Genomic DNA, 21,195 nt, shown 5'->3' with positions numbered 1-21,195 from the left:
GACCGGAGCGACCGTCGATCGCCTGGGGCCGGTGGGACCGGTCCTAGGCGAAGACGACCGTCCGGCGGCCGTTGAGCAGGATCCTCCGCTCCGCGTGCCACTTCACGGCCCGCGCCAGCGCCTGGCACTCCACGTCACGCCCGATCGCCACCAGCTGATCGGGCGTGACGTCGTGGCCGACCCGCTCGACCTCCTGCTCGATGATCGGCCCCTCGTCGAGGTCGGCCGTCACGTAGTGCGCCGTCGCACCGATCAGCTTCACTCCCCGCGCATGCGCCTGGTGGTACGGCTTCGCGCCCTTGAAGCTCGGCAGGAAGGAGTGGTGGATGTTGATGATCCGGCCGCTGAGCGCCTTGCACAGGTCGTCCGAGAGGACCTGCATGTAGCGGGCCAGCACGACGAGTTCGACGTTCTCCTCGCGCACGATCTCCAGGATCCGGGCCTCGGCCTCCGGCTTGGTGTCCTTCGTCACGGGAATGTGGTGGAAGGGGATGTCGTAGGACCCCACCAGCTCCGCGAAGTCGGTGTGGTTGGACACCACCGCCGCGATCTCCACGGGCAGCGCGCCGATCCGGGCGCGGAAGAGCAGGTCGTTCAGGCAGTGACCGAACCTGCTCACCATGAGCACGACGCGCATCTTCGCGTCGGCCCGGTTGATCTGCCAGTCCATGTGGAAGGCGTCGCCGATCGCGGTGAAGCTGGCGCGCAGCTTGTCCACGGTCACCGGTTCACCGGCCGAGAAGTGGACCCGCATGAAGAACAGACCCGTGTCGTGGTCCCCGAACTGCTGGCTGTCCTCGATGTTGCAGCCGGTCATGAACAGGTAGCTCGAGACGGCGTGCACGATGCCCTGCTTGTCGGGGCAGGACAGGGTGAGGACGTACTGGTCGGCCGGGACGTCGGCCGACGGGACGGCGGCGGAGGACTGCGCGTTCATGCAGCACAGGGTCCCATATCCGGCCTCCCGGACCGCTTGCCGTCCCGTCAGGCGGACCGGGTGAGGATCTGCAGCACCTCGAGCGTGCGCGGCTGCGCCTCCGGGTCCTCGCCGTCGCTGGTGGCCAGCCGTACGTGCGCGTCGCGCGCCGCCCGCACCGCCTCCGGCCAGTCCGCGTGCTCCAGGTACGCGGTCACCGGTGCGTCCGGCCCGACCTGGTGCATGATCCGCAGGACCCGCAGCACGGCGGTGTCGACCAGCGCCGCCTCCTGCGAGTCGCGGAAGACCGTGCCCACGTACTTCTCGGCCGACCAGTGGTCCAGCCAGGTGTCCTCCACCAGGCGGTACACGGCATCGGTGACGTCTCCGTAGCCCTCGACGCCGGCCAGCCAGACGTCCTGCTGGAAGGCGGGGGCGGAGAGCATGTGCAGCGCGGAGCGCACCTGACTGCGCCAGCGCCACCACGGCATGTCGTTGAGTGGCATGCCGCCCATGGTGGTGGAGCGACGGCCGCGACGGGAAGAGTTCTCCGAACCTTGCACGGTCATCGATCCTACGTTCCTCTTCGCCGCGCCTCGCCGGCCCCCGCAATTCACCTCCGCGTCACCACACGTTGACCGCAGGTCACTCCCCGGTTGGCCGCGTGACGGAATCGTGCGGGTACATGACCGGCAGGCGACCCATCCGCAGCACTCCCCCCGGCGGCCCCCGCGGCCGCTCCCGGGCCACCCGCACCGGCGTCCTGTCCGCGGGCGCGCTGGTGGCGTGCGCGTCACTCGCCGTCGGCTGCGGGGTCGTCCCCGGTGCCACGGGGGGCTCCGGGGACGACCCGATCACCGTCATGACCTGGGCGCCGCAGGACACCGGCGCGACCAACAAGCCGGGCATGCCCGCGCTCGCCCGGGCCTACGCCCGCTCGATCAACGCCCAGGGCGGCCTCGGCGGCCGCAAGCTCAACGTCCTGACCTGCAACGACCACAACGACAGCGTGGCCGCCGCGAAGTGCGCCCGCCGTGCCGTCAAGGAGAACGCGGTCGCCGTGGTGGGCTCCTACAGCCAGTACGCCGACTCCTTCTTCCCCATCCTCGAGGGCGCCCGCATCCCGTACATCGGCGGGTACGGCCTCACCAACACGGAGTTCACCAGCCCGCTGTCGTACCCGGTCAACGGGGGCCAGCCGGCGCTGCTCGCGGGGCTCGGCGACGCGCTCGCCGACTCCTGCGGGCCGGTGACGCTGGTCCGCCCCGACACGATCGCGGGCGACCAGCTGGCCGCGCTGCTGGACTCGGGGCTGACCTCGGGCGGCCACGAGCGGTCCCACGACCAGCGGGCGGCCGAGGACGCCACCGCGTACGACGACCAGGCCGAGCGGGCGCTGGCGCGAAGCGGCGGCGACCCCGCGGAGCCGGGGTGCGTGGTGCCCGTCCTCGGGGACCGCACCGGCACCTTCATGGACTCCTTCCGGCGGGCCCGCGAGGACCGTACCGACGTCCGGACGGCGACCGTGCTCGGCAGCGTGGACCAGACGACGATCAACGCGAGCGGCGGCGCGTCCGGGCCCTACGAAGGGGCGTACGTCACCGGCTGGTACCCCGCGGTGAGCGACCCGGCCTGGGACGGTCTGAAGCGGCTGATCAAGGAGCAGGCGTTCGAGGACAACGACGTCGACGCGGCCGACGCCGGGGTGCAGACGACCTGGATCGCGTACACCGTGCTCAAGCAGGTCGTCGAGTCGCTCGGCGACGGCGAGGTGAGCGCCGACACCGTCCGGCGGGCCCTCGACGACGGCCCGGAGATCGGCACGGGCGGGCTCACCCCCGACCTCCGGTGGACGTTCGCCGACAAGCTGGCCTCGGTCGGCTTTCCCCGCCTGGTCAACGCCGACGTCACCCTCCAGGTCGTGCGGGAGGGCCGCCTGGTCTCGGCCCGCGGCGGCGCCGTGGACACCACCCGCACCCTGCAGAACGCGGACGTGGCCTGAGCGAGGGCCCGCTCACAGCTGGGTGGGCTGCCGTTCGGTCAGGCCGTACTTCTTGGCGATGGCGTTCCAGAGCGTCGCGGCCTTGGCCTTCTCCTTGGTGGCCGTGCCGCTCGCCCGCGTGGCCGCCGTGGGCTGGGTGGCGGCCTTGCCCTTCTTGCAGCCCTTCTTGCCGGCCGTCCGGTCGGCCCAGGCCGCGTAGTGGTTGTCGGCCGACGCGGAGGCCTGCCACGCCTTGGTGAGCGCGGTGGTCAGCTCGGTGTGCCGGGGCAGCTTGTCCACCGACAGCTTGGACAGGCTGTCGACCAGCCCGCTGCGCTGCTTGGCGGCCTCGCGCAGGTCCTTGGCCGCCTGGGGAAGCTTGTCGCAGGTCTTCACGTCGCCCACGGCGTTGATCACCGTGGTGCGTCCGGTGCCGCTCTCGGCGAGCAGCTTGTCCAGCTCGACGGCCTGCTGCCGGACCGGATCGACCGTCGGGGAGGCCTCGGCGGACGCGGACTCGGAGGCGGGGGCCGTGGCGGACACCGTCTGGTTGCCGCCCTTGTCCTCGTCCTCTCCCCCGCCGGCCATCATCGCTCCGGCGCCGACCCCGATGACGGCGATGCCCACGCCGACGGCCGCGAGGATCGGCAGGCGCGAGCCGGTACGGCCGCCGCGCCCGCCGCCGGCGCCGTCGTCGGGACCGCGCCGCCTGCCACCGCCACCGCCGCCGACCGGGCCCTGCGGGGCGTACCCGGGCTGGTCGCCGGGGTACGGCGCCTGGGGCGCGTCGAAGCGGGGCATCTGCTGGGTGGCCGAGGCCGGGCCGTCGGCGCCGGGGGCACCGCGGAAGAGGTTGTCGAACTCGGCGGGCGGCTGGCGGTCCTCGTCGGGTCCGGGCCCGGCGCCGAACGGGGCGCCGGCGGGGCCGCCGGGCACGGGCGCGATGTACTGCGTGGCCTCGGCGTCGGGATGGGGCGCGGGTGCGGCGGGCGTGGGCTGCACGGGGTACTGCGGTGCCTGGCCGAGATACTGCGTCGACTCGGCGGCGTGCGGTTGCGCGGGCCTCTCCGGCGGCAGCGCACCCGGTCCCGCGGGCGCGATGGGCGGTATGTACTGGGTGGCCCCCTCGTCGGCGGGCGGCGCGACGGGCGGTATGTACTGCGTGGCGCCCTCGTCGGCGGGCGGCAGCGGCGCGACACCCGCGCCGTGCTGCGGGTACTGCTGGTACGAGTGCTGTTGCTGCTGCTGTTGCTGCCCGTACGGCGGCTGCGCGCCGTAGGACTGGTCGCCCGGCGGCGTCCCGTACGACGGGGGGAGCGCGCCCTCCGGAGGCAGCGGGCCGGGTCCGGCCTGCGGCGGCAGCGCGCCGGGGGCCGGTGACTGTGCGCCCTGTGCGGGCGCCCAGGCCTGCGGTGCGGGCTGCCGCGGGTGCTCCGGAGCGTTCCAGGGCTGAGCCGCGGGCGGCGTGGGCCATTCCTGGCCGGGGGCCGGGCTCTGCTGCTGCTCGGGGCCCCAGGGCCGGTCCCAGGCCTGGCCACCGGGCGGCGCCGAGGCGGGTGCCGGGCCACCGCCCTGGGGGCCGGCGGCAGCGCCGGCCAGGCCGGGCAGCAAGGGCTCGCCACCGTCCGAGGGCAGCACGATGCCTTCGTGCGCTTGCCGCGCCGAGGGCTCCTCGCCCTGTCCACTCTGCGTCACCGGGACTCCTACGAATGGGGGACCTTCGGAATCGTCGGCTCACGCTACCGGGTCCCCCGAGCCCACTGCCACGCCGCCCGGGGCGACAACTCCTTCCCTGTGACAGCCGTAACAAAACCGGGACGCGCCACGCTGTTGATGTCCCTTTCCGCTCACCGCGGCGGAGTTTCACGCGTGTTCACTCACTCCGCGCCCCGGCCGCTCACGCGGCGGCCTGCAGATCGAGCCGGGCGCCGAACTCCCTGACCACCGCTTCTTCCCGGTACGGCTCGAGCCGGGCCTGGAAGTCGTCCAGGTATTCGGCGCCCCGGTTCGAGCGCAGGGTCTCCAGGAGTTCCACCGCCCTCGTCGCCGTGCTGCAGGCCTGTTCGATCTCCCGCTGCTGCACCTGGGCCGTGGCCAACAGCACATGGCCGATGGCCCGCCTTCGCGCCCGCGACTCGGGGTGCCCGTCCAGGGACTGCCGTGCGTAGCGGGCGGCCGCGTCCGCCTGGCCGAGGTCCCGGTGGCAGTGCGCCAACTCGTCGGCGAGATAGGCCTCGTCGAAGTGCGCGATCCACACCGGGTCGTCCCCGGCGGCCGGATCGGCCGACTCCATCGCGCCGACCGCCCGCCCGGCCGCCTCGTGGGCCGCCCGAACGTCGCCCAGGAGCGCGTGGCCGCGGGCCTCGGCGGCGTGGAACATCGACTCCGCGCGCGGCGTGACCCGCCCGCGTGCGCCCTCCTGCGCCGCCCGCGCCAACTGCGCGATCTCGCGCGGGTTTCCGAGCTGCGCGGCGAGGTGGCTCATGGAGGCGGCCAGCACGTACCCGCCGTAGCCGCGGTCCCCGGCCGCCTGTGCGAGTCGCAGCGACTGGATGTAGTACCGCTGGGCGAGGCCGGGTTGGCCGGTGTCGACGGCCATGTATCCGGCCAGCTCGGTCAGTCGCGCGACCGTGGCGAACAACTCCCGTCCGACCGCCTCCCGGTAGGAGCCGGCCAGCAGCCCGGAGACGACGCTGTTCAGGTAGTGCACGAGAACGGGGCGCACGTGCCCGCTCCCGTACTGGTGGTCCAGGTCCGTCAGGGCCTGCGTCATCGCCCGCACGGCCGCCACGTCGGAGTGGCCCACCCGCGGTCCCGCCGAACGCGACACCTGGGGGTCGGGGGCGGAAATCAGCCAGTCCCGGCTGGGCTCGACGAGCGCCGAGGCGGCGACGGAGGAACCGGACAGGAAGTCCCGGCGCCCCACGTCGCTGCGCCACAGCTCGCAGACCTGCTCGATGGCCCCCAGTACCGTCGGCGAGAACTGGAGGCCGACGCCGGACGCGAGGTTCTTGCCGTTGGCCATGCCGATCTCGTCGATCGTGACCGTGCGGCCGAGCTTGCGTCCGAGCGCCTCGGCGATGATCGCCGGTGCCCGGCCCCGCGGTTGCTGTCCGCGCAGCCAGCGGGCCACGGAGGTCTTGTCGTACCGCAGGTCGAGACCGTGCTCGACCCCGCACACGTTGACCCGGCGGGCGAGGCCCGCGTTCGAGCAGCCCGCTTCCTGAATGAGCGCCTGCAGTCGTTCGTTCGGCTGCCGCGCGACGAGAGGCCTTGCGGCCATGGCGTAACCCCCATGCGGTCTCATGCGGTCTCGGTGCTGTCCCGGCGGATCGTTGGACGAAGAGGATCCGGCCCGTGAAGATCAATGCCCCGTCGATGTGCCAACAATGCGAGACTTGCGAAGCTTGCGAGGATTGCCGGGGTAACGGCCGGTGCCGGCCCCAGTCCTGGCTACCCAGCTCCCGCGGTGAATCCTCCTGCGCGCCCCCACGTATGCACCCATGCGCCCCGAATGCCGTACCGATGCACCTCCCCCGCGCGCGCCGCCCCCGTAACCCCTGGTGGGCCCGGGAGTTGAGTTCCACGTGGAAGAGACCATCCCCGGCACCGAAGCCGCCCAGATCCGGCAGCAGCGCGGTACGTCGCTGCTGGAGACCGCCGTTCGCTACGCCGAGGAGCGTCACTGGGACGTGTTTCCCGGCACCTGGCTGGTGCCCGGCGACGGGGTGCAGCACTGCTCCTGCGGGGACCCGGCGTGCGCCGCGCCGGGCGCGCACCCGGCGCGCGAGGACTGGGCGGCGCAGGCGACGGGCAGCGCGACCGTCGCACGGCGGATGTGGCAGAAGCAGCAGTCGGCGTCGATCCTGCTGCCCACGGGGCGGACGTTCGACGCGATCGACGTGCCCGAGACGGCCGGGTTCCTGGCGCTGGCCCGGATGCAGCGGATGGAGCTGACGCTGGGGCCGGTGACGTTGGCGCCGGACCGGCGGATGCGGTTCTTCGTTCTGCCGGGGGCGGGGGCGAAGGTGCCGGATCTCGTGCGGCGGCTGGGGTGGGCGCCCCGGGCCCTCGATCTGGGCGTGCTCGGGGAGGGCGCGTATGTGGCGGCGCCGCCTACGCGGATCGGGACGCGGGGGGCCGTGCAGTGGGCCTGCCGGCCGACCGCGGTGAACCGGTGGCTGCCGGACGTGGAGGAGCTGGTCTCGCCGTTGGCGTATGCGTGCGGCAGGGATCGTTAGGGGGCACCCTTTCCTCTGCCGGGTTGCTGTGCTTTTGGCGGCTGCGGGCCGGTTCGTGGTTGCTCGCGCCCACGCGGCGGAGCCGCATACCGACACAGCCCCGCGCCCCTTTCAGGGGCGTTGCTCCCCCGTAGGGTTCTCGTTGACGGAGGGAGATGTGGTGAGCGACAGCGCCGTGCGGGTTCGGGGGCTCTGGAAGCGGTTCGGGCAGCAAGTGGCCGTGGGCGGGATCGATCTGGAGTTGCCGGCCGGGAAGTTCATCGGGATCGTCGGGCCCAACGGGGCCGGGAAGACCACCACGCTCTCCATGGTGACCGGGCTGCTGCGCCCCGATCAGGGGACGGTCGAGGTCGTGGGGCACGACGTGTGGCGCGATCCGGTGGAGGTGAAGGCCCGGATCGGGGTGCTCCCCGAGGGACTGCGGCTGTTCGAGCGGCTGTCGGGGCGGGAGCTGCTCGGCTACACGGGCCGGTTGCGCGGGCTGCCCGGCGACGAGGTCGACAAGCGGGCCACCCAGCTCCTCGACGTGCTCGACCTCGCCGGGGCCCAGCACAAGCTGGTCGTCGACTACTCGACCGGCATGCGCAAGAAGATCGGCCTGGCCGCCGCACTGCTGCACAATCCGGAAGTGCTGTTCCTGGACGAGCCGTTCGAGGGCGTCGACCCGGTCTCCGCGCAGACCATCCGGGGCGTCCTGGAGCGCTACACCGCCTCCGGCGCCACCGTCGTCTTCTCCTCGCACGTCATGGAGCTGGTGGAGTCGCTGTGCGACTGGGTGGCCGTGATGGCCGCCGGCCGCATCCGGGCCACCGGCACGCTCGCCGAAGTGCGCGGCGGGGCAGCCTCGTTGCAGGAGGCGTTCCTCGAACTCGTCGGTGCGGGCGGCCGGGACGCCGGGTCGGACCTGGACTGGCTGGGCGGCGGGTCCCGATGAGCACGCGGACCACACCGGCCGCCCCCGTCCCGCCGGGACCGCAGCGCCCGACGGTCCCGTCCGGCTCCTCCATCACGCCCGTCTTCGTACGGCTGAAGCTGTCGCTGCTGCGCAACGGGCTGCGGCAGTCCGGCGGGCGGCGGGCCGCCTACATCGCCTCGGCCGTCCTCGTGCTGCTGTTCGCCGCGCTCCAGCTGGTCGGCCTGATCGCGCTGCGCGGGTACGCGCACGTGGACTCGCTGGTCGTGCTGCTCGCCGCGGTGCTCGCCCTGGGCTGGGCGGTGATGCCGCTGTTCTTCCCCGGCGGCGACGAGACGCTCGACCCGACCCGGCTGGTGATGCTGCCGCTGCGGCCGGGGCCCCTGGTGCGGGCACTGCTCACGTCCTCGCTGGTGGGCATCGGGCCGCTGTTCACGCTGTGCGTGTTCGCCGGTTCCGTGGTCGCGGTCGCGCACGGCGAGGCGGCCTACGCCGTCGGCGTCGTCGGGGCGGCCCTCGCGCTGCTGGTGTGCGTGACCCTCGCGCGGGCCGTCGCGGCCGCCAACGTCCGGCTGCTGACCAGCCGCAAGGGGCGCGATCTCGCGGTGCTGAGCGGGCTGGTCGTCGCGGTCGGCGCGCAGCTCGTCAACTTCGGCGCGCAGCGGCTGGGCTCGGCGGGGCTCGGCGAGCTGGATCCGGTGGCCGACGTGGTGCGCTGGATTCCGCCCGCGTCGGCGGTCGGCGCGATGGACGCGGCGAGCGACGGGTCGTACGGCACCGCGCTGGCCCAGCTGGCGCTGACCGCGGCGGCGCTGGTGCTGCTGCTGCGGGTGTGGGCCCGGCATCTGACGCGGCTGATGACGGCGCCCGACGGCTCCACGCTCCAGAGCGACACCGGGCCGGTGCGCGAGCGCGGGTCGGCCGGTCTCGCCCGGTGGCTTCCGGCCGGCCGTACCGGCACCACCATGGAGCGCACCCTGCGCTATGTGTGGCGCGACCCGAAGACCAAGGCCGCGTGGGTGACCTCGCTGGCCATCGGCCTGATCGTGCCGGTGTTCAACGCCTGGCAGGGCACCGGTTCGGTCTACTTCGCCTGCTTCGCGGCCGGGATGCTCGGCATCCAGATGTACAACCAGTTCGGGCAGGACACGTCCGCGTTCTGGATGGTCGCGATGACGATCTCCTCGACCAGGGACGCCTACGTCGAGCTGCGGGCCCGCGCGCTGGCGCTGCTGCTGATCACGCTGCCGTACGCCACCCTGGTCACGGTGCTGACCACCGCGCTGCTCGACGACTGGCGGGCCCTGCCCGAGGCGCTCGGGCTGTCCTTCGCGCTGCTCGGCGCGATGCTGGCGACCGGCGCCTGGACCTCGGCCCGCTTCCCGTACTCCATCCCGCAGGAGGGCTACAAGAACGTCGCCCCCGGTCAGGTCGGGCTGGCCTGGGTCTCGATCTTCGGCGGCATGATCGGCGCGGCCCTGCTGTGCGCGCCCGTGATCGCGCTGACGATCTGGCTGAACGTGAGCGAGGGCGCCGCGGACACGGCCTGGGTGCTGCTGCCGGTCGGCGCGGTGTACGGGGCGGTGCTGACGCTGCTGGGCCTGCGGCTGGCCGCGCCGCGCACGGCCGGGCGGCTGCCGGAGATCCTCACGGCGGTCAGCAAGGGGTGACGGGCGCTCAGGCGTCCCCGAGGGCGTTCAGGAACGGCTCGATGGCCGCCCGCCATGCCTCCGGCTGGTCGTAGTGGACGAGGTGACCGGCGTCGGCGACCTCCGCGTACTGGCCGCTCGGCAGGACCCGGACCATCTCCTGGGCCTCGGCGCGGCCCAGCTCGCCGTCCAGGCCGCGCACGACCAGGGTGGGGCATTGCACCTGGGCCAGCTCCTCCCAGTGGGCGTCGTAGACCCAGGTCTCGCGGGAGCGCAGCATCTGCCCGGGTTCGAAGACGGGGCGCCAGCCGTCCGGGGACTCGGCCATCACCTCGGCGTAGAACTCGCCGCGGGCCGGGTTCGGCCGCTCCACCCACGGGTCGTCCTCGCCGAACCACTTGCGGACGTCGGCGAGCGTGGCGAAGGGGACCGGCCAGGCGCGGAACCACTCGGTCCAGGTGTGCTGGGAGGCGGCGCCGAGGGCGGAGGCCCGCATGTCGCAGATGATCAGGCCGCGGACCAGGTCGGGGCGTTTGGCGGCGAGCTGCCAGGCGGTCAGCGCGCCCATGGCGTGGCCGATGAGGACGGCCGGGCCGAGGCCGAGCTGCTCCAGGGCGGCCTCGACGTCCTCGACGTAGGCCTCCCGGGTGTAGGCGGCCCGCGGGGGCTTGTCGCTGCGGCCGTGGCCGCGCTGGTCGAGGGCGACGGCGCGGTGGCGGGCGGAGAGCCAGCGGGCCGTGGGGGCCCAGTGCGAGGCGCGGCCCATCAGGCCGTGCAATAACAGGACGCCGGGCCGGTCCTGGGCGCCGGACGCGGGGGTGGCCGGGTCGTGGCCCCGGTCGGTCTTGGGAGGGTCGCCGAACTCCCAGGCCGCGAGGCGTACGCCGCCCGCGCCGGTCACGTCGATGCGCCGCGCCATAGGTCCTGGCACCCCCAAGCTCCGCTCGGACCCGCCCGCCCTCGCGGTCCGGCCGGTCCTGTGAACCGTGTCCTGCCTGCCGTGCAGAGTATCGAAGCTTATCGAATACCCATTCGAAAAAGCCGTCCCGCCGAGCAACACCCCTCATTCGAGTGACACCGCTCAGGGATTGATCGCCGCCGCCCAGGGGAGATCTTCAACGGGAGGCGGACCGCTCGGGGAAAACGGTCCGAGGGGATTGACCTTGAGAGCTCGGGGCTCCAGGTCAGCACAGGGGAGGACAGGCCCCGGCGCCACACGGCGCCGGGGCCCTCTCCGTCTCTCCGGCATGCCCCTCCCCCTCTCCGGCCCGGCGACATCGCTGTCAGCCGCGGCCAAGAGCCCCTCATGTCCGGTGCCTCACGCGACAGCCTCGCACGCGAACCGCCCGGCCGCTGCGATTCGGCGCACAGGGACCCCGAATCAACGCGCCCCGGACGACGGTCTCCTCCGGGCGCGGTCAGCGCTTGGCGACGAACACGTGGGAGGCGGTGTCCGCCTCCAGCTCGGCGGCCTCGCCGCCACTGCCCACCAGCACGCCGCCCGCCGACTCGGTCACGCTCACCACCGAGCCGGGCTGCACCCCGGCCCGGCGCAGCGTGTACATCAGCTGCGCGTCCGTCTGGATCGGCTCGCCGATCCGGCGCACGACGACCGTCTTGCCCTCCAGCCCCGGGTCGAGGTCGGCCAGGGAGACCATCCCCTCGTCCAGGAACGGATCGGCCCCGTCGGTCTCGCCCAGCTCCTCCAGGCCCGGGATCGGGTTCCCGTACGGCGACTCGGTCGGGTGCCGCAGCAGCTCGAGCACGCGGCGCTCCACCGCCTCGCTCATCACGTGCTCCCAGCGGCACGCCTCCGCGTGCACCTGCTCCCACTCCAGGCCGATCACGTCGACGAGCAGGCACTCCGCGAGCCGGTGCTTGCGCATCACGCGCGTCGCCAGCCGCCTGCCCTCGTCGGTCAGCTCCAGATGCCGGTCCGCCGCCACGGACACCAGCCCGTCGCGCTCCATCCGCGCCACCGTCTGGCTGACCGTCGGGCCGCTCTGGTCGAGCCGCTCGGCGATCCGGGCGCGCATCGGGACCACACCTTCCTCCTCCAGCTCGAGGATGGTGCGGAGGTACATCTCCGTGGTGTCGATCAGTCCGGACATACGTGCCCCTCGATGAGATTGCCGGAGGCTGCGGCCCACCGGCGTGTGCGCTGGCCCTGCAACCAATTCTGACGCATACCACCGACAACCGTGCCTCGCCGCGAAAAGCCGGGCCCCGCGGGCCCGTCCTGGCCTGTCCGGGCCCGCCCCGCCGCGTTGACGCCGTATTGACACCGCACTGGTCCAGACCGCACCGTGATCCGCGACGCAGCCACTCCGAAGGGGCCCCGCATGAGCGACCACAAGCCGGCCGGTCAGTTCCTCGACGCGGCGATCGACCTCCTGCGACGCGTGCGCGACGAGGAGGCGGACAGCATCGAGGCGGCCGGCACGCTGCTCGCCGACACCGTGCAGAACGGCGGCCGGCTCTTCGCCTTCGGCGCCGGTCACTCCTCGCTCGCCGCCCAGGACGTCGTGTACCGCGCCGGCGGGCTCGCCCTGATGAACCTGCTCACCGTGCCCGGCGTCGTCGGCGTCGACGTCATGCCGGCCACCCTCGGCTCCGCCCTGGAACGGGTCGACGGCCTCGCGAGCGCCGTGCTGGACTCCTCGCCGCTCCGCGCGGGCGACGCCCTGGTGATCATCTCGCTCTCCGGGCGCAACGCCCTGCCCGTGGAGATGGCCATGCACGCCCGCGCCCTCGGCCTGCGGGTGATCGGCGTGACCTCGGTGGCGTACGCGTCGCAGACGACGTCGCGGCACACCTCCGGCACCTTCCTCAAGGACCACTGCGACATCGTGCTGGACTCCAGGATCGCCGTCGGCGACGCGGAACTCACCCTCGACACCGTCCCCGCGCCCTTCGCGCCCGCCTCCACGGTCGTCACCGCCGCCCTGATGCAGGCCGTGACGGCCACGGCCGCCGCCACCCTCGCCGACCGCGGCATCGAGCCCCCGCTGCTGCGCTCGGGCAACGTGGACGGCGGCCACGAATGGAACCGCCGCGTACTGGAGCAGTACGGCGAGCGCATCTTCTACCGCCGCTGAACACGCCCGGTAGGCCTAGGACCGCTCCACCGCGCCGGCCAGGTCCAGCGCGGTCGCGATCCGGACCGCCACGTCCTCCGCGTACATCGCGTCCGGCCGCTCGAAGGCGCTGCGGCCCGCGCCGCGCAGGAACGTGACGACGCCCAGCGTCCGGCCGCGGCTGCGCAGCACCGCGCACAGGCCGTGCACCGTGTCCTCCGGCCACTGCCGGGCCGTGGCCCACCGGCGCACCTGCTCGGCCGGGACGGCCCGCACACCGGCGCTGGCCCGCACCGAGCCCGCCCGCTCCACGCACTGCACCGCGGGGTGTCCCTCGCCGTAGCGCACCGGCATCCCGGACGTCCCGGACGGCACGCTGGGCCCGGGCGCACCGGACGGGGTGGCCGCGACCCGGACCAGCCGCACCTGCTCCGCGGCGTCGGTGTCGGTGTCCGAGGCCGCGCCGCCCACCACGCGGTCGATGAGGGCGTGGTCGGCGAACCCGGCCAGCGCGAAGTCCAGGTGGACGATCGCGGCCTCGGCCGGGTCCTCGCACTCGGCCGCGGCCCGCGCCGCCCGGTGCAGCTGGTTGGCCCTGAAGCGCAGCAGCGCCGCCTCCTGCTCGCCCTGCTTCGACTCGGTCACGTCCTGGAACAGCCAGCCCACGCCCAGCGGCACCGGCTCCTCCGCGAGCGGCGAGGCCAGCCGCACGAAGCCGCTGCGCCAGCACCGGCGCCGCTCCCCCTCGGGGGTGCGCAGGCTCACCCACACCTCGGCGGGCGCGGGCGGCGCGCCCTCGGCCAGGACGTGCGTCAGCGCGTTCTCCAGCTCCTCGACGCCCTGGGCGAGCAGGTCGCCGAGCGGGCGCCCCAGCACGGACGTGCGTCCGGCCCCGAGCGCCCGTGCCGCGTGCGCGTTGACCACGGCGGGCCGCAGGTCCGCGTCGACCAGGACGACACCCCAGCTCGCGTCCTCCAGCAGGGCCTCGCTCAGCGCGATGGACCGCTCCAGGTCGATCTGCGCGTGCACCTCGCTGAACGCGCAGTACACCCCCGCGGGCCGCCCGTCGGGGCCGCGCACCGCCGCGGACTGGGTACGCACCAGCACCCGGCCGCCGTCCTTGGTCAGCAGCGCGAACTCGTTCACCTGGCGGCCCGGCGCCCGCATGGCGGACAGCAGCCGGTCCTCCACCTCCCCGGCGTCCGCGCTGCGCACGGCCCACCCCGCGAAGCCCTGCCGTCCCACGGCCTCGGCGGCGCTCCAGCCGAGGATCCGCTCCGCCTCGCGGTTCCAGTGGGTCACGACCCCGGCCGCGTCGAAGGCGCACAGGGCCGCGTCCATGCCGTCGAGGAGGGCGGCCAGCAGGTCCGCGCCGTCCCGCTCGGGCTGCTCCGGCTCGTCCGGCCCCAGCTCGTCGGTGGTCCCACTACGCCGCGAAGCACTCACCCGGACCCCCTGCAGGCTGCGTCCGCCGTACGGTACGTCGGTTCGCTCACTGGCCTTCATTCAACTCGAACGTGATGCAGCACACATCGGGTTCCCGCAAGTTCGCGGAAATCGTTGTACTGCGGAAACTCGGCATACGCCCCCGTCATGAAGGGGGCGCGGCCGGTCGTGCCGGGCGGGCTGCGGCGAGCCTCAGATCGACCCACTCGTCGTGCTCGCCGTCGAGCACGTACCGCTCCTTCTCCACGAACCCGCGCGCCCCGGCGAACCGCAACCCGTCGGTGTTGGCCGCCAGCACCACGGTCTCCACCGCCCCGGCACCCAGCACGCGCGCGTGTGCCAGCCCCTCCTCGTAGAGCGCCGTACCGATCCCTCGTCCCCGGTACGCCGGCAGCGTCCGTGCGATCACGGTCGCGACCCGCTCCTCGCCCCCGGGCGGCCGCACGGTGGAGCAGCCGACGAGCACGCCGTCGAGGTAGGCGTTGGCCAGACGGTTGCGTCCGGCGCGTTCCCGCGCCTCGTCAAGGGTCATGGCGGCCGGCGGCACGATCACGTTGTGCACGTGCCGCCACTCCTCGACCATGGCGTCCCCGTCCACCGGCTCGATCCGCAGCGCCGGGCCCGCTCCGGTCCCCGCGACCGTTCCCCGGCGCGCGTACACCTCGATCTCGATCCGCATCCGCTCGTCGGCGAGGCCGCACACCATCATCGTCGCGGCCGGCCGCACCTGCCCGAACGCCCGCCGCAGCACGGGCCAGCACGGTTCGAAGTCCTCCCGCGCGGGCAGCAGGTACCGCACCCGCACCACGTCCGCGAACGTGCATCCCGCTTCGGCCAGCGCGGACCCGATGTTGCGCAGGCACTGTTCGGCCTGCTCCACCACGTCCCCGGAGATCGTCATCGTCGCGTAGTCGAATCCGGTCGTGCCGGACACGTGGACCCGGTCGCCGTCGACGACGGCGCGGGCGTAACCGATCCGCTCCTCGAACGTCGACCCGCTGACCACCGCCCGCCTGGCCGGCGCCTCCCCCAGTCGTTTCGTCATGAGCGAAACCGTAGGTGACCAGCGAAGACGCGTCCATGGGAGATCAACGACGAATCCACCCGGAAATTCGATTGATCGGCGGCCGACCGGTTCTTAGGGTGGTGCGTACACAGAAGGGAGGTGGTTCGGCAAATGTATGACATCCGGACGCGTGAGGTGGCTGCGGGCTAGCGGCCCGGCACCACACGGAGTGCGGCGCCGGACCAGCGCGTGACAGACGCGTGCAGCCGGCCCAATCCCAAGCAGTCACCCGACCCGCGAGTCGCCGGTACGTCCGGCCGGCTCCTCCACGGAGGAACCAGACTCGCGGGTCGCCTGCGTTCAGAGGCCGAAAGGTGCGGTCAGCCCGCGATGTCGGCGTAGCCCTCGATCTCGCGCGGGTCGCGGCTGCCCGGGCCCGTGTAGCGGGCGGAGGGGCGGACCAGCCGGCCGGTGCGCTTCTGTTCCAGGATGTGCGCCGACCAGCCGGCGGTGCGGGCGCAGGTGAACATCGAGGTGAACATGGGCGCCGGGACCTCGGCGAAGTCCAGCATGATGGCGGCCCAGAACTCGACGTTGGTGGCCAGCACCCGGTCGGGGCGGCGGGCGTGCAGTTCGGCCAGGGCGGCCTTCTCCAGGGCCTCGGCGACCTCGTAGCGCGGGGCGCCCAGTTCGCGGGCGGTGCGGCGCAGGACGCGGGCGCGCGGGTCCTCGGCGCGGTAGACGCGGTGCCCGAAGCCCATGAGGCGTTCGCCCGCGTCGAGGGTCTTCTTGACGTAGGCCTCGGCGTCGCCGGTGCGCTCGATCTCCTCGATCATGTGCAGGACGCGGGACGGGGCGCCGCCGTGCAGAGGTCCCGACATGGCGCCCACCGCCCCGGAGAGGGCGGCGGCGACGTCCGCGCCGGTGGAGGCGATGACCCGGGCGGTGAAGGTGGAGGCGTTCATGCCGTGCTCGGCGGCGGAGGTCCAGTAGGCGTCGACGGCGGCGACGTGCTTGGGGTCGGGTTCGCCGCGCCAGCGGATCATGAAGCGTTCGACGACGGACTGGGCCTTGTCGATCTCGCGCTGCGGGACCATGGGCAGGCTCTGGCCGCGCGCGGACTGGGCGACGTAGGACAGGGCCATGACGGCGGCCCGGGCGAGGTCGTCGCGGGCCTGGGCGGCGTCGATGTCCAGCAGCGGCCTGAGGCCCCAGGCGGGGGCGAGCATGGCGAGGGCGGACTGGACGTCGACCCTGATGTCGCCGGAGTGCACGGGGATGGGGAAGGGCTCGGCGGGCGGCAGGCCGGGGTTGAAGGCCCCGTCGACGAGCAGGCCCCAGACCTTGCCGAAGGAGACGTGCCCGACCAGGTCCTCGATGTCGACGCCGCGGTAGCGCAGGGCGCCGCCCTCCTTGTCGGGTTCGGCGATCTCCGTCTCGAACGCGACGACTCCCTCTAGCCCGGGTACGAAGTCGGACATCAGGCGGCTCCTCGTGATCAGTGGCGTACGGCGACCTGTGCGGAGACGGTGCGGCGCCTCCATGGATCCACGGTCGTGTGCCCGACTCGCGGTCCCGGCGGTCACCCCTGTGATGCCCCGTACGGCCGTCGGTCATCCGGCCGCGGCGGGACCAAGCACCATATCCCCGTGTGCCCGCTTTGGGCAGTGGGTGCGGCACTGGGTGCCACCCCCGGTCGGGTGGTGGAGCGGATGGGGCAGGATGGGCGGCGTGACCGATCGCGAAGCCGATTCCACCGTCCCCGCCGCCGACCCAGTCCCCTTCGATCTCGCCTCGATGCGCAAGCAGTACCGGGCCGAGGGGCTGTCCGAGACCGAGCTGGCGGCGACGCCCGTCGAGCAGTTCGCGCGCTGGTTCAAGCAGGCGGCGACGGACGGCGGCCTGTTCGAGCCGAACGCCATGGTCGTCTCCACGGCGGACCCCGAGGGGCGGCCCAGCTCCCGCACGGTGCTGCTGAAGCACTTCGACGAGCGGGGGTTCGTCTTCTACACCAACTACGACTCCCGCAAGGCGCGCGAGCTGGACGCGAACCCGCACGTGTCGCTGCTGTTCCCCTGGCATCCGATGGCCCGGCAGGTCGTGGTCACCGGCGTCGCGCGTCGCACCGGGCGGGACGAGACCGCCGCGTACTTCCGGACCCGGCCGCACGGCTCCCAGCTGGGTGCCTGGGCCAGCGCGCAGTCCACGGTGGTGGCCGGGCGGCGGGCCCTGGACACGGCGTACGCCGAGCTGGCGGCGCGTTACCCGGAGGGCGAGCAGGTGCCGGTGCCGCCGCACTGGGGCGGGTTCCGGGTGGTGCCGCAGGCGGTGGAGTTCTGGCAGGGCCGCGAGAACCGGCTGCACGACCGGCTGCGGTACGCGGCAGCGGCGGGCGGGGGCTGGCGGGTGGAGCGGCTGAGTCCGTGAGCTGGAGGCATCATGCTGGCTCAGGGACTAAAATGCGCCGATGAGGCCGCGACACTGACTCCTGCCGAGGCGGCGCACGAGGCGCGGGCGATCGCCTCGCGCGCGCAGGTCACGGCGGACGACGTCACGGACGCCCTCCGCGACCTTCGCGAGGCCCGAGCGTGAGCGTTCTCGTTCTGGACACCTCCGCGCTCGTGGAGTTCCTCGTCGGCGGCGACGCGCTCGCCGACCGGGTGCGGGCCCGCGTCGCGGACCACCGGCTGGCCGCGCCACACGCCGTGGACCTGGAGTGCGCCTCGCTGTTCCGCGGTCTCGTGCGGGGCGGGAAGCTCCCCGAGGGCGAGGCCGAACGCGCTCTCCAGCTCTTGGGACGCATGCAGCTCACGCGGTACGACCACGCTCCACTGCTCCCGCGCATCTGGGAACTGCGTCACGACATGTGGCCGTACGACGCCTCGTACGTGGCACTCGCCGAGACGCTGGACGCCGGGCTCGTCACCGTGGACGCCAAGTTCGCGGGAGCCCCGCACATCCGCTGCGGGCTGATCGACCTTCGCGACGGCTGACCGGCCGTCTCAGTCCAGCGCCGCGTCCAGCAGCCGTGCCCACTGCTCCACCACCCGTTCCCGCCGTGCCCCGTCGTCGGTGAGGAGGTTGGCCAGGCCCAGGCCGCGGGCCATGTCCAGGAGGCCCTGGACGGTTTCGCGGGCGCCGGGCCGGCTCTCGTCGGCGCCCAGGAGGTCGACGGCGATGCGGTGGCTCTCCCGGCCGACGCGGGCCTCCAGCTCGGTGACCCGGCCGCGCAGCTGCTCCTCGTTGGAGGCGGCCACCCACAGGTGCAGGGCGGCGCGGAAGAGCGGGCCGGTGTAGAGGTCGACGAGGGCGGCGACCACCGAGCGCCGGTCGTCGGCTCCGGCGCCCTCGGGGAACAGGGCGCGCAGCGCGCCGGAGCGTTCCTCGGCGACGTACTCCACGGCCGCGGTGAAGAGGTCCTCGCGGGTCGGGAAGTGGTGCTGGGCGGCTCCCCGGGAGACTCCGGCACGTTCGGCGACGACGGAGACCGTGGAGCCGGCCCAGCCGCGTTCGGCGAGGCAGGCCACGGCGGCTTCCAGGAGCCGCTGCCGGGTGGCCCGGCTGCGGTCCTGCTTGGGCACGCGCTCCGCGCGGTCGGCCGCGTTCACGGCGCCGCTCACACCACCCATTCCGGATCCCGTCGTTCGAGGAAGGCCGTCATCCCCTCGCGGGCCTGCGGGGAGGCGAACAGCCGGGCCGAGAGCGCGGTCAGATCGGCCGCGTCCCGGTCGAAGGCCTCCAGCACCCTAGCCGTGAGCAGCCGTTTCGTCTCGGCCAGGCCCTGCGGTGAGGCACGGCGCACACCGTCGAGGACGGGTTCGAGTACGGCGTCCACGTCGTCGCCCGCCGCGGTGACCAGGCCGGTGCGGGCGGCCTCGGCGGCGTCGAAGCGCTCACCGGTGAGGTAGTAGCGGGCGAGGGCGCGCGGGTCGGCGCGGGGCAGCAGGGTGAGCGAGATGACGGCGGGCGCCACGCCGATGCGGACCTCGGTGAAGGCGAACGTCGACTCCGTGGACGCCGCCGCGATGTCGCAGGCGGCGACCAGGCCGAGCCCGCCCGCGCGGACGTGCCCGGCGACCCGGGCGATCACCGGTTTCGGCAGCTCGGCGATCCGCCGGAACAGGCCGACCAGGGCGTCCGGGTCGGGCGGGTCGCGCAGGTCGGCGCCGGCGCTGAAGGTGTTGCCGGTGTGGGTGAGGACGACGGCGCGGACGCCGGGGTCGTCGCCCGCCGCGGCGAGGGCGTCGGCCAGGCCGTCGACCAGGGCGGCGGACAGGGCGTTGCGGTTGTGCGGCGAGTCGAGGGTGAGGGTCGCGACGCCCCGCGCGCGCGTGCGGTCGACGCGGGCGGCCGGGCTCACCGCTGCGCCCTCAGCCGTCGGCGGAGGATCTTGCCGGAGGCGGCGCGGGGGACGGCGTCCACGAAGGTGACCCGGCGGACGCGTTTGTAAGGGGCGACGCGTTCGGCGACGTACATCATGATCTCGCCCTCCGCGAGGCCGGGTGCGGCCGGCTGGCGGACGACGAAGGCGTGCGGTACTTCGTTGCCGTCGTCGTCGTACTCGCCGATGACGGCGGCGTCGGCGACGCCGGGGTGGGTGAGCAGGAGGGCCTCCAGTTCGGCGGGGGCCACCTGGAAGCCCTTGTACTTGATCAGTTCCTTGACGCGGTCGACGACGAACAGCCAGCCCTCGGTGTCGACGTGTCCGACGTCCCCCGTGTGCAGCCAGCCGTCCTCGTCGATCATGGCGGCGGTGGCGTCGGGGCGGCGGAGGTAGCCCTTCATGATCTGGGGCCCGCGGATGAGGATCTCCCCGGACTCGTCGGCGGGGAGGTCCTTGCCGGGGTCGGTGAGCGAGACGATGCGCATCTCGGTCCCGGCGATGAGCCTGCCGACGGTGCCGGGCGGCGCGTCGGCCATGGCGTCGAGCGGGACGACGTGGGTGCCCGGGGACAGCTCGGTCATGCCGTAGGCCTGGCCGACGGGCGGCAGGCCGAGCCGCCGGGAGCAGGCGGCGGCGAGGCGGGCGTCCAGCGGGGCGGCGGCGCTGACGACGTACTTCAGCGAGGAGAGGTCGTAGTCGGCGACCAAGGGGTGTTTGGCCAGGGCCAGGACGATCGGCGGGGCGACGTACAGGCTGGTGATGCGGTGGTTCTGGATGGCGGCGAGGAACTGCTCCAGGTCGAAGCGGGGCAGCACGACGACGGTGGCGCCGAGCCTGAGCGGGGCGTTCATCAGGGCGGTCAGGCCGTAGATGTGGAAGAACGGCAGCACAGCGAGGACCCGGTCGCCGGGCGCGGACGGCATCGACGGTTCGAGCTGGGCGAGGTTGGTGGCGATCTGCCGGTGGGTGAGCATGACGCCCTTGGGGGTGCCGGTGGTGCCCGAGGAGTACGGCAGGGCGGCGACGTCCTCGGCCGGGTCGATCCCGACGGAGGGTTCGGGCGCGGTCGAGGCCAGCATGTCGACGAGTGAGCGGTGACCGGGCGCGCTGTCGCAGACCAGGATCTCCTCGACACCGCCCGCGAGTTCGGCGGCCCGGCGGGCGGTGGACAGGAGCGGTGAGACGGTGACGATCCAGCGGGCCGCGCTGTCCTTCAGCTGCTTGGCGAACTCCTCCGCCGTCGCGAGCGGATGCACCGTGGTGACGGAGGCGCCCGCGCGGGTGGCGGCGTAGAAGGCGAGCGGGAAGGCGACGGTGTTGGGGCTGTGCAGGGCGAGGACGTCGCCCTTGCGCACGCCGGTCTCGGCGAGGGCGGCGGCGACGCGCCGGTGGAACCGGTCCACCTGCTCGTAGGTGAGGGTGGTGCCGTCGGTGCCGTCGATCAGCGCCGGGGTGTCCCCGAAGGCGGCGGCACCGCCGAGCACGGCGTCGTGGATGGGCAGGTCGACGGGCGGGACGTCTGCGTACTCGCTGCGGAACACGGTTCCTCCAACGCGGGCTGGATACGGCCTCGTACTGGATC

The 21,195-nt window shown here is 73.5% G+C and carries 20 protein-coding genes; 8 read left to right on the top strand and 12 right to left on the bottom strand.

The window, feature by feature from the left end; genetic code table 11:
• Positions 1–43 precede the first annotated feature (43 nt).
• Positions 44–937: a formyltetrahydrofolate deformylase gene (purU, locus tag ACH4D3_RS14625; RefSeq protein WP_398321496.1), complete on the bottom strand. Its 894-nt coding sequence runs from the start codon at positions 935–937 to the stop codon at positions 44–46.
• 47 nt (positions 938–984) lie between these two features.
• Positions 985–1,485: a hypothetical protein gene (locus ACH4D3_RS14620; protein ID WP_385347579.1), complete on the bottom strand. Its 501-nt coding sequence runs from the start codon at positions 1,483–1,485 to the stop codon at positions 985–987.
• 116 nt (positions 1,486–1,601) lie between these two features.
• Here ACH4D3_RS14620 and ACH4D3_RS14615 point away from each other — a divergent pair, with 116 nt between their 5' ends.
• Positions 1,602–2,918: an ABC transporter substrate-binding protein gene (locus tag ACH4D3_RS14615; RefSeq protein WP_398321493.1), complete on the top strand. Its 1,317-nt coding sequence runs from the start codon at positions 1,602–1,604 to the stop codon at positions 2,916–2,918.
• A 12-nt stretch (positions 2,919–2,930) separates the two neighbouring features.
• On the opposite strand, the gene ACH4D3_RS14610 is transcribed toward ACH4D3_RS14615, so the two are convergent.
• A complete protein-coding gene (locus ACH4D3_RS14610) occupies positions 2,931–4,592 on the bottom strand; it encodes a hypothetical protein (RefSeq protein WP_398321490.1) in 1,662 nt (553 codons plus the stop codon).
• A gap of 202 nt (positions 4,593–4,794) precedes the next feature.
• Complete coding sequence (locus ACH4D3_RS14605; protein ID WP_398321487.1) at positions 4,795–6,180, bottom strand: transcriptional regulator; 1,386 nt, start codon at positions 6,178–6,180, stop codon at positions 4,795–4,797.
• Positions 6,181–6,484: 304 nt separating this feature from the next.
• Between ACH4D3_RS14605 and ACH4D3_RS14600 the strand changes: the two genes are divergently transcribed.
• From ACH4D3_RS14600 to ACH4D3_RS14590, 3 genes are all read left to right on the top strand, one after another.
• Complete coding sequence (locus ACH4D3_RS14600) at positions 6,485–7,138, top strand: bifunctional DNA primase/polymerase (protein WP_398321484.1); 654 nt, start codon at positions 6,485–6,487, stop codon at positions 7,136–7,138.
• 142 nt (positions 7,139–7,280) lie between these two features.
• Positions 7,281–8,072 (top strand): ABC transporter ATP-binding protein, encoded by a 792-nt coding sequence (locus ACH4D3_RS14595; RefSeq protein ID WP_398321481.1) that lies wholly within the window; start codon positions 7,281–7,283, stop codon positions 8,070–8,072.
• Complete coding sequence (locus tag ACH4D3_RS14590; protein ID WP_398321478.1) at positions 8,069–9,721, top strand: transporter; 1,653 nt, start codon at positions 8,069–8,071, stop codon at positions 9,719–9,721. The genes ACH4D3_RS14595 and ACH4D3_RS14590 overlap by 4 nt, the downstream gene beginning before the upstream one ends.
• 7 nt (positions 9,722–9,728) lie before the next feature.
• Here ACH4D3_RS14590 and ACH4D3_RS14585 read toward each other — a convergent pair whose 3' ends face one another.
• Complete coding sequence (locus ACH4D3_RS14585) at positions 9,729–10,619, bottom strand: alpha/beta fold hydrolase (protein WP_398321475.1); 891 nt, start codon at positions 10,617–10,619, stop codon at positions 9,729–9,731.
• A 499-nt stretch (positions 10,620–11,118) separates the two neighbouring features.
• On the bottom strand, positions 11,119–11,811 hold the full coding sequence (locus tag ACH4D3_RS14580; protein ID WP_052839193.1) for a metal-dependent transcriptional regulator: 693 nt from the start codon (positions 11,809–11,811) through the stop codon (positions 11,119–11,121).
• A 231-nt stretch (positions 11,812–12,042) separates the two neighbouring features.
• Here ACH4D3_RS14580 and ACH4D3_RS14575 point away from each other — a divergent pair, with 231 nt between their 5' ends.
• Positions 12,043–12,798 carry an SIS domain-containing protein gene (locus ACH4D3_RS14575; RefSeq protein WP_398321472.1) on the top strand — a complete coding sequence of 252 codons (756 nt, stop codon included), beginning with the start codon at positions 12,043–12,045 and terminating at the stop codon, positions 12,796–12,798.
• Positions 12,799–12,813: 15 nt separating this feature from the next.
• On the opposite strand, the gene ACH4D3_RS14570 is transcribed toward ACH4D3_RS14575, so the two are convergent.
• From ACH4D3_RS14570 to ACH4D3_RS14560, 3 genes are all read right to left on the bottom strand, one after another.
• Complete coding sequence (locus tag ACH4D3_RS14570) at positions 12,814–14,223, bottom strand: PAS domain-containing protein (protein ID WP_398321469.1); 1,410 nt, start codon at positions 14,221–14,223, stop codon at positions 12,814–12,816.
• 145 nt (positions 14,224–14,368) lie between these two features.
• A complete protein-coding gene (locus tag ACH4D3_RS14565) occupies positions 14,369–15,268 on the bottom strand; it encodes a GNAT family N-acetyltransferase (RefSeq protein ID WP_398321466.1) in 900 nt (299 codons plus the stop codon).
• 341 nt (positions 15,269–15,609) lie between these two features.
• Complete coding sequence (locus ACH4D3_RS14560) at positions 15,610–16,710, bottom strand: citrate synthase 2 (RefSeq protein WP_398321463.1); 1,101 nt, start codon at positions 16,708–16,710, stop codon at positions 15,610–15,612.
• A gap of 241 nt (positions 16,711–16,951) precedes the next feature.
• Between ACH4D3_RS14560 and pdxH the strand changes: the two genes are divergently transcribed.
• Genes pdxH through ACH4D3_RS14545 form a run of 3 tightly spaced genes read left to right on the top strand, consistent with a single transcriptional unit; the run spans position 16,952 to position 18,222 of the window.
• Positions 16,952–17,656 (top strand): pyridoxamine 5'-phosphate oxidase, encoded by a 705-nt coding sequence (pdxH, locus tag ACH4D3_RS14555; protein ID WP_398321460.1) that lies wholly within the window; start codon positions 16,952–16,954, stop codon positions 17,654–17,656.
• Positions 17,657–17,668: 12 nt separating this feature from the next.
• Entirely contained in the window at positions 17,669–17,821 is a 153-nt protein-coding gene (locus ACH4D3_RS14550) for a hypothetical protein (RefSeq protein ID WP_398321457.1), read from the top strand.
• Positions 17,818–18,222, top strand: coding sequence for a type II toxin-antitoxin system VapC family toxin (locus ACH4D3_RS14545; protein ID WP_398321454.1), 405 nt, complete (start codon positions 17,818–17,820; stop codon positions 18,220–18,222). Before ACH4D3_RS14550 ends, ACH4D3_RS14545 begins: the two co-directional genes overlap by 4 nt.
• A gap of 9 nt (positions 18,223–18,231) precedes the next feature.
• On the opposite strand, the gene ACH4D3_RS14540 is transcribed toward ACH4D3_RS14545, so the two are convergent.
• From ACH4D3_RS14540 to ACH4D3_RS14530, 3 genes are read right to left on the bottom strand one after another with little or no spacing between them, the layout of a single operon-like run.
• Positions 18,232–18,858 (bottom strand): TetR/AcrR family transcriptional regulator, encoded by a 627-nt coding sequence (locus tag ACH4D3_RS14540; protein WP_398321451.1) that lies wholly within the window; start codon positions 18,856–18,858, stop codon positions 18,232–18,234.
• Positions 18,846–19,589 (bottom strand): enoyl-CoA hydratase family protein, encoded by a 744-nt coding sequence (locus tag ACH4D3_RS14535; RefSeq protein WP_398321448.1) that lies wholly within the window; start codon positions 19,587–19,589, stop codon positions 18,846–18,848. The genes ACH4D3_RS14540 and ACH4D3_RS14535 overlap by 13 nt, the downstream gene beginning before the upstream one ends.
• Complete coding sequence (locus ACH4D3_RS14530) at positions 19,586–21,154, bottom strand: 4-coumarate--CoA ligase family protein (RefSeq protein ID WP_398321445.1); 1,569 nt, start codon at positions 21,152–21,154, stop codon at positions 19,586–19,588. The genes ACH4D3_RS14535 and ACH4D3_RS14530 overlap by 4 nt, the downstream gene beginning before the upstream one ends.
• Positions 21,155–21,195: the final 41 nt, after the last annotated feature.

The organism is Streptomyces sp. NPDC018026, assembly GCF_044327745.1.
Lineage (GTDB): Bacteria > Actinomycetota > Actinomycetes > Streptomycetales > Streptomycetaceae > Streptomyces > Streptomyces rubrogriseus.
This window is presented reverse-complemented; position numbering and strand designations above follow the sequence as displayed.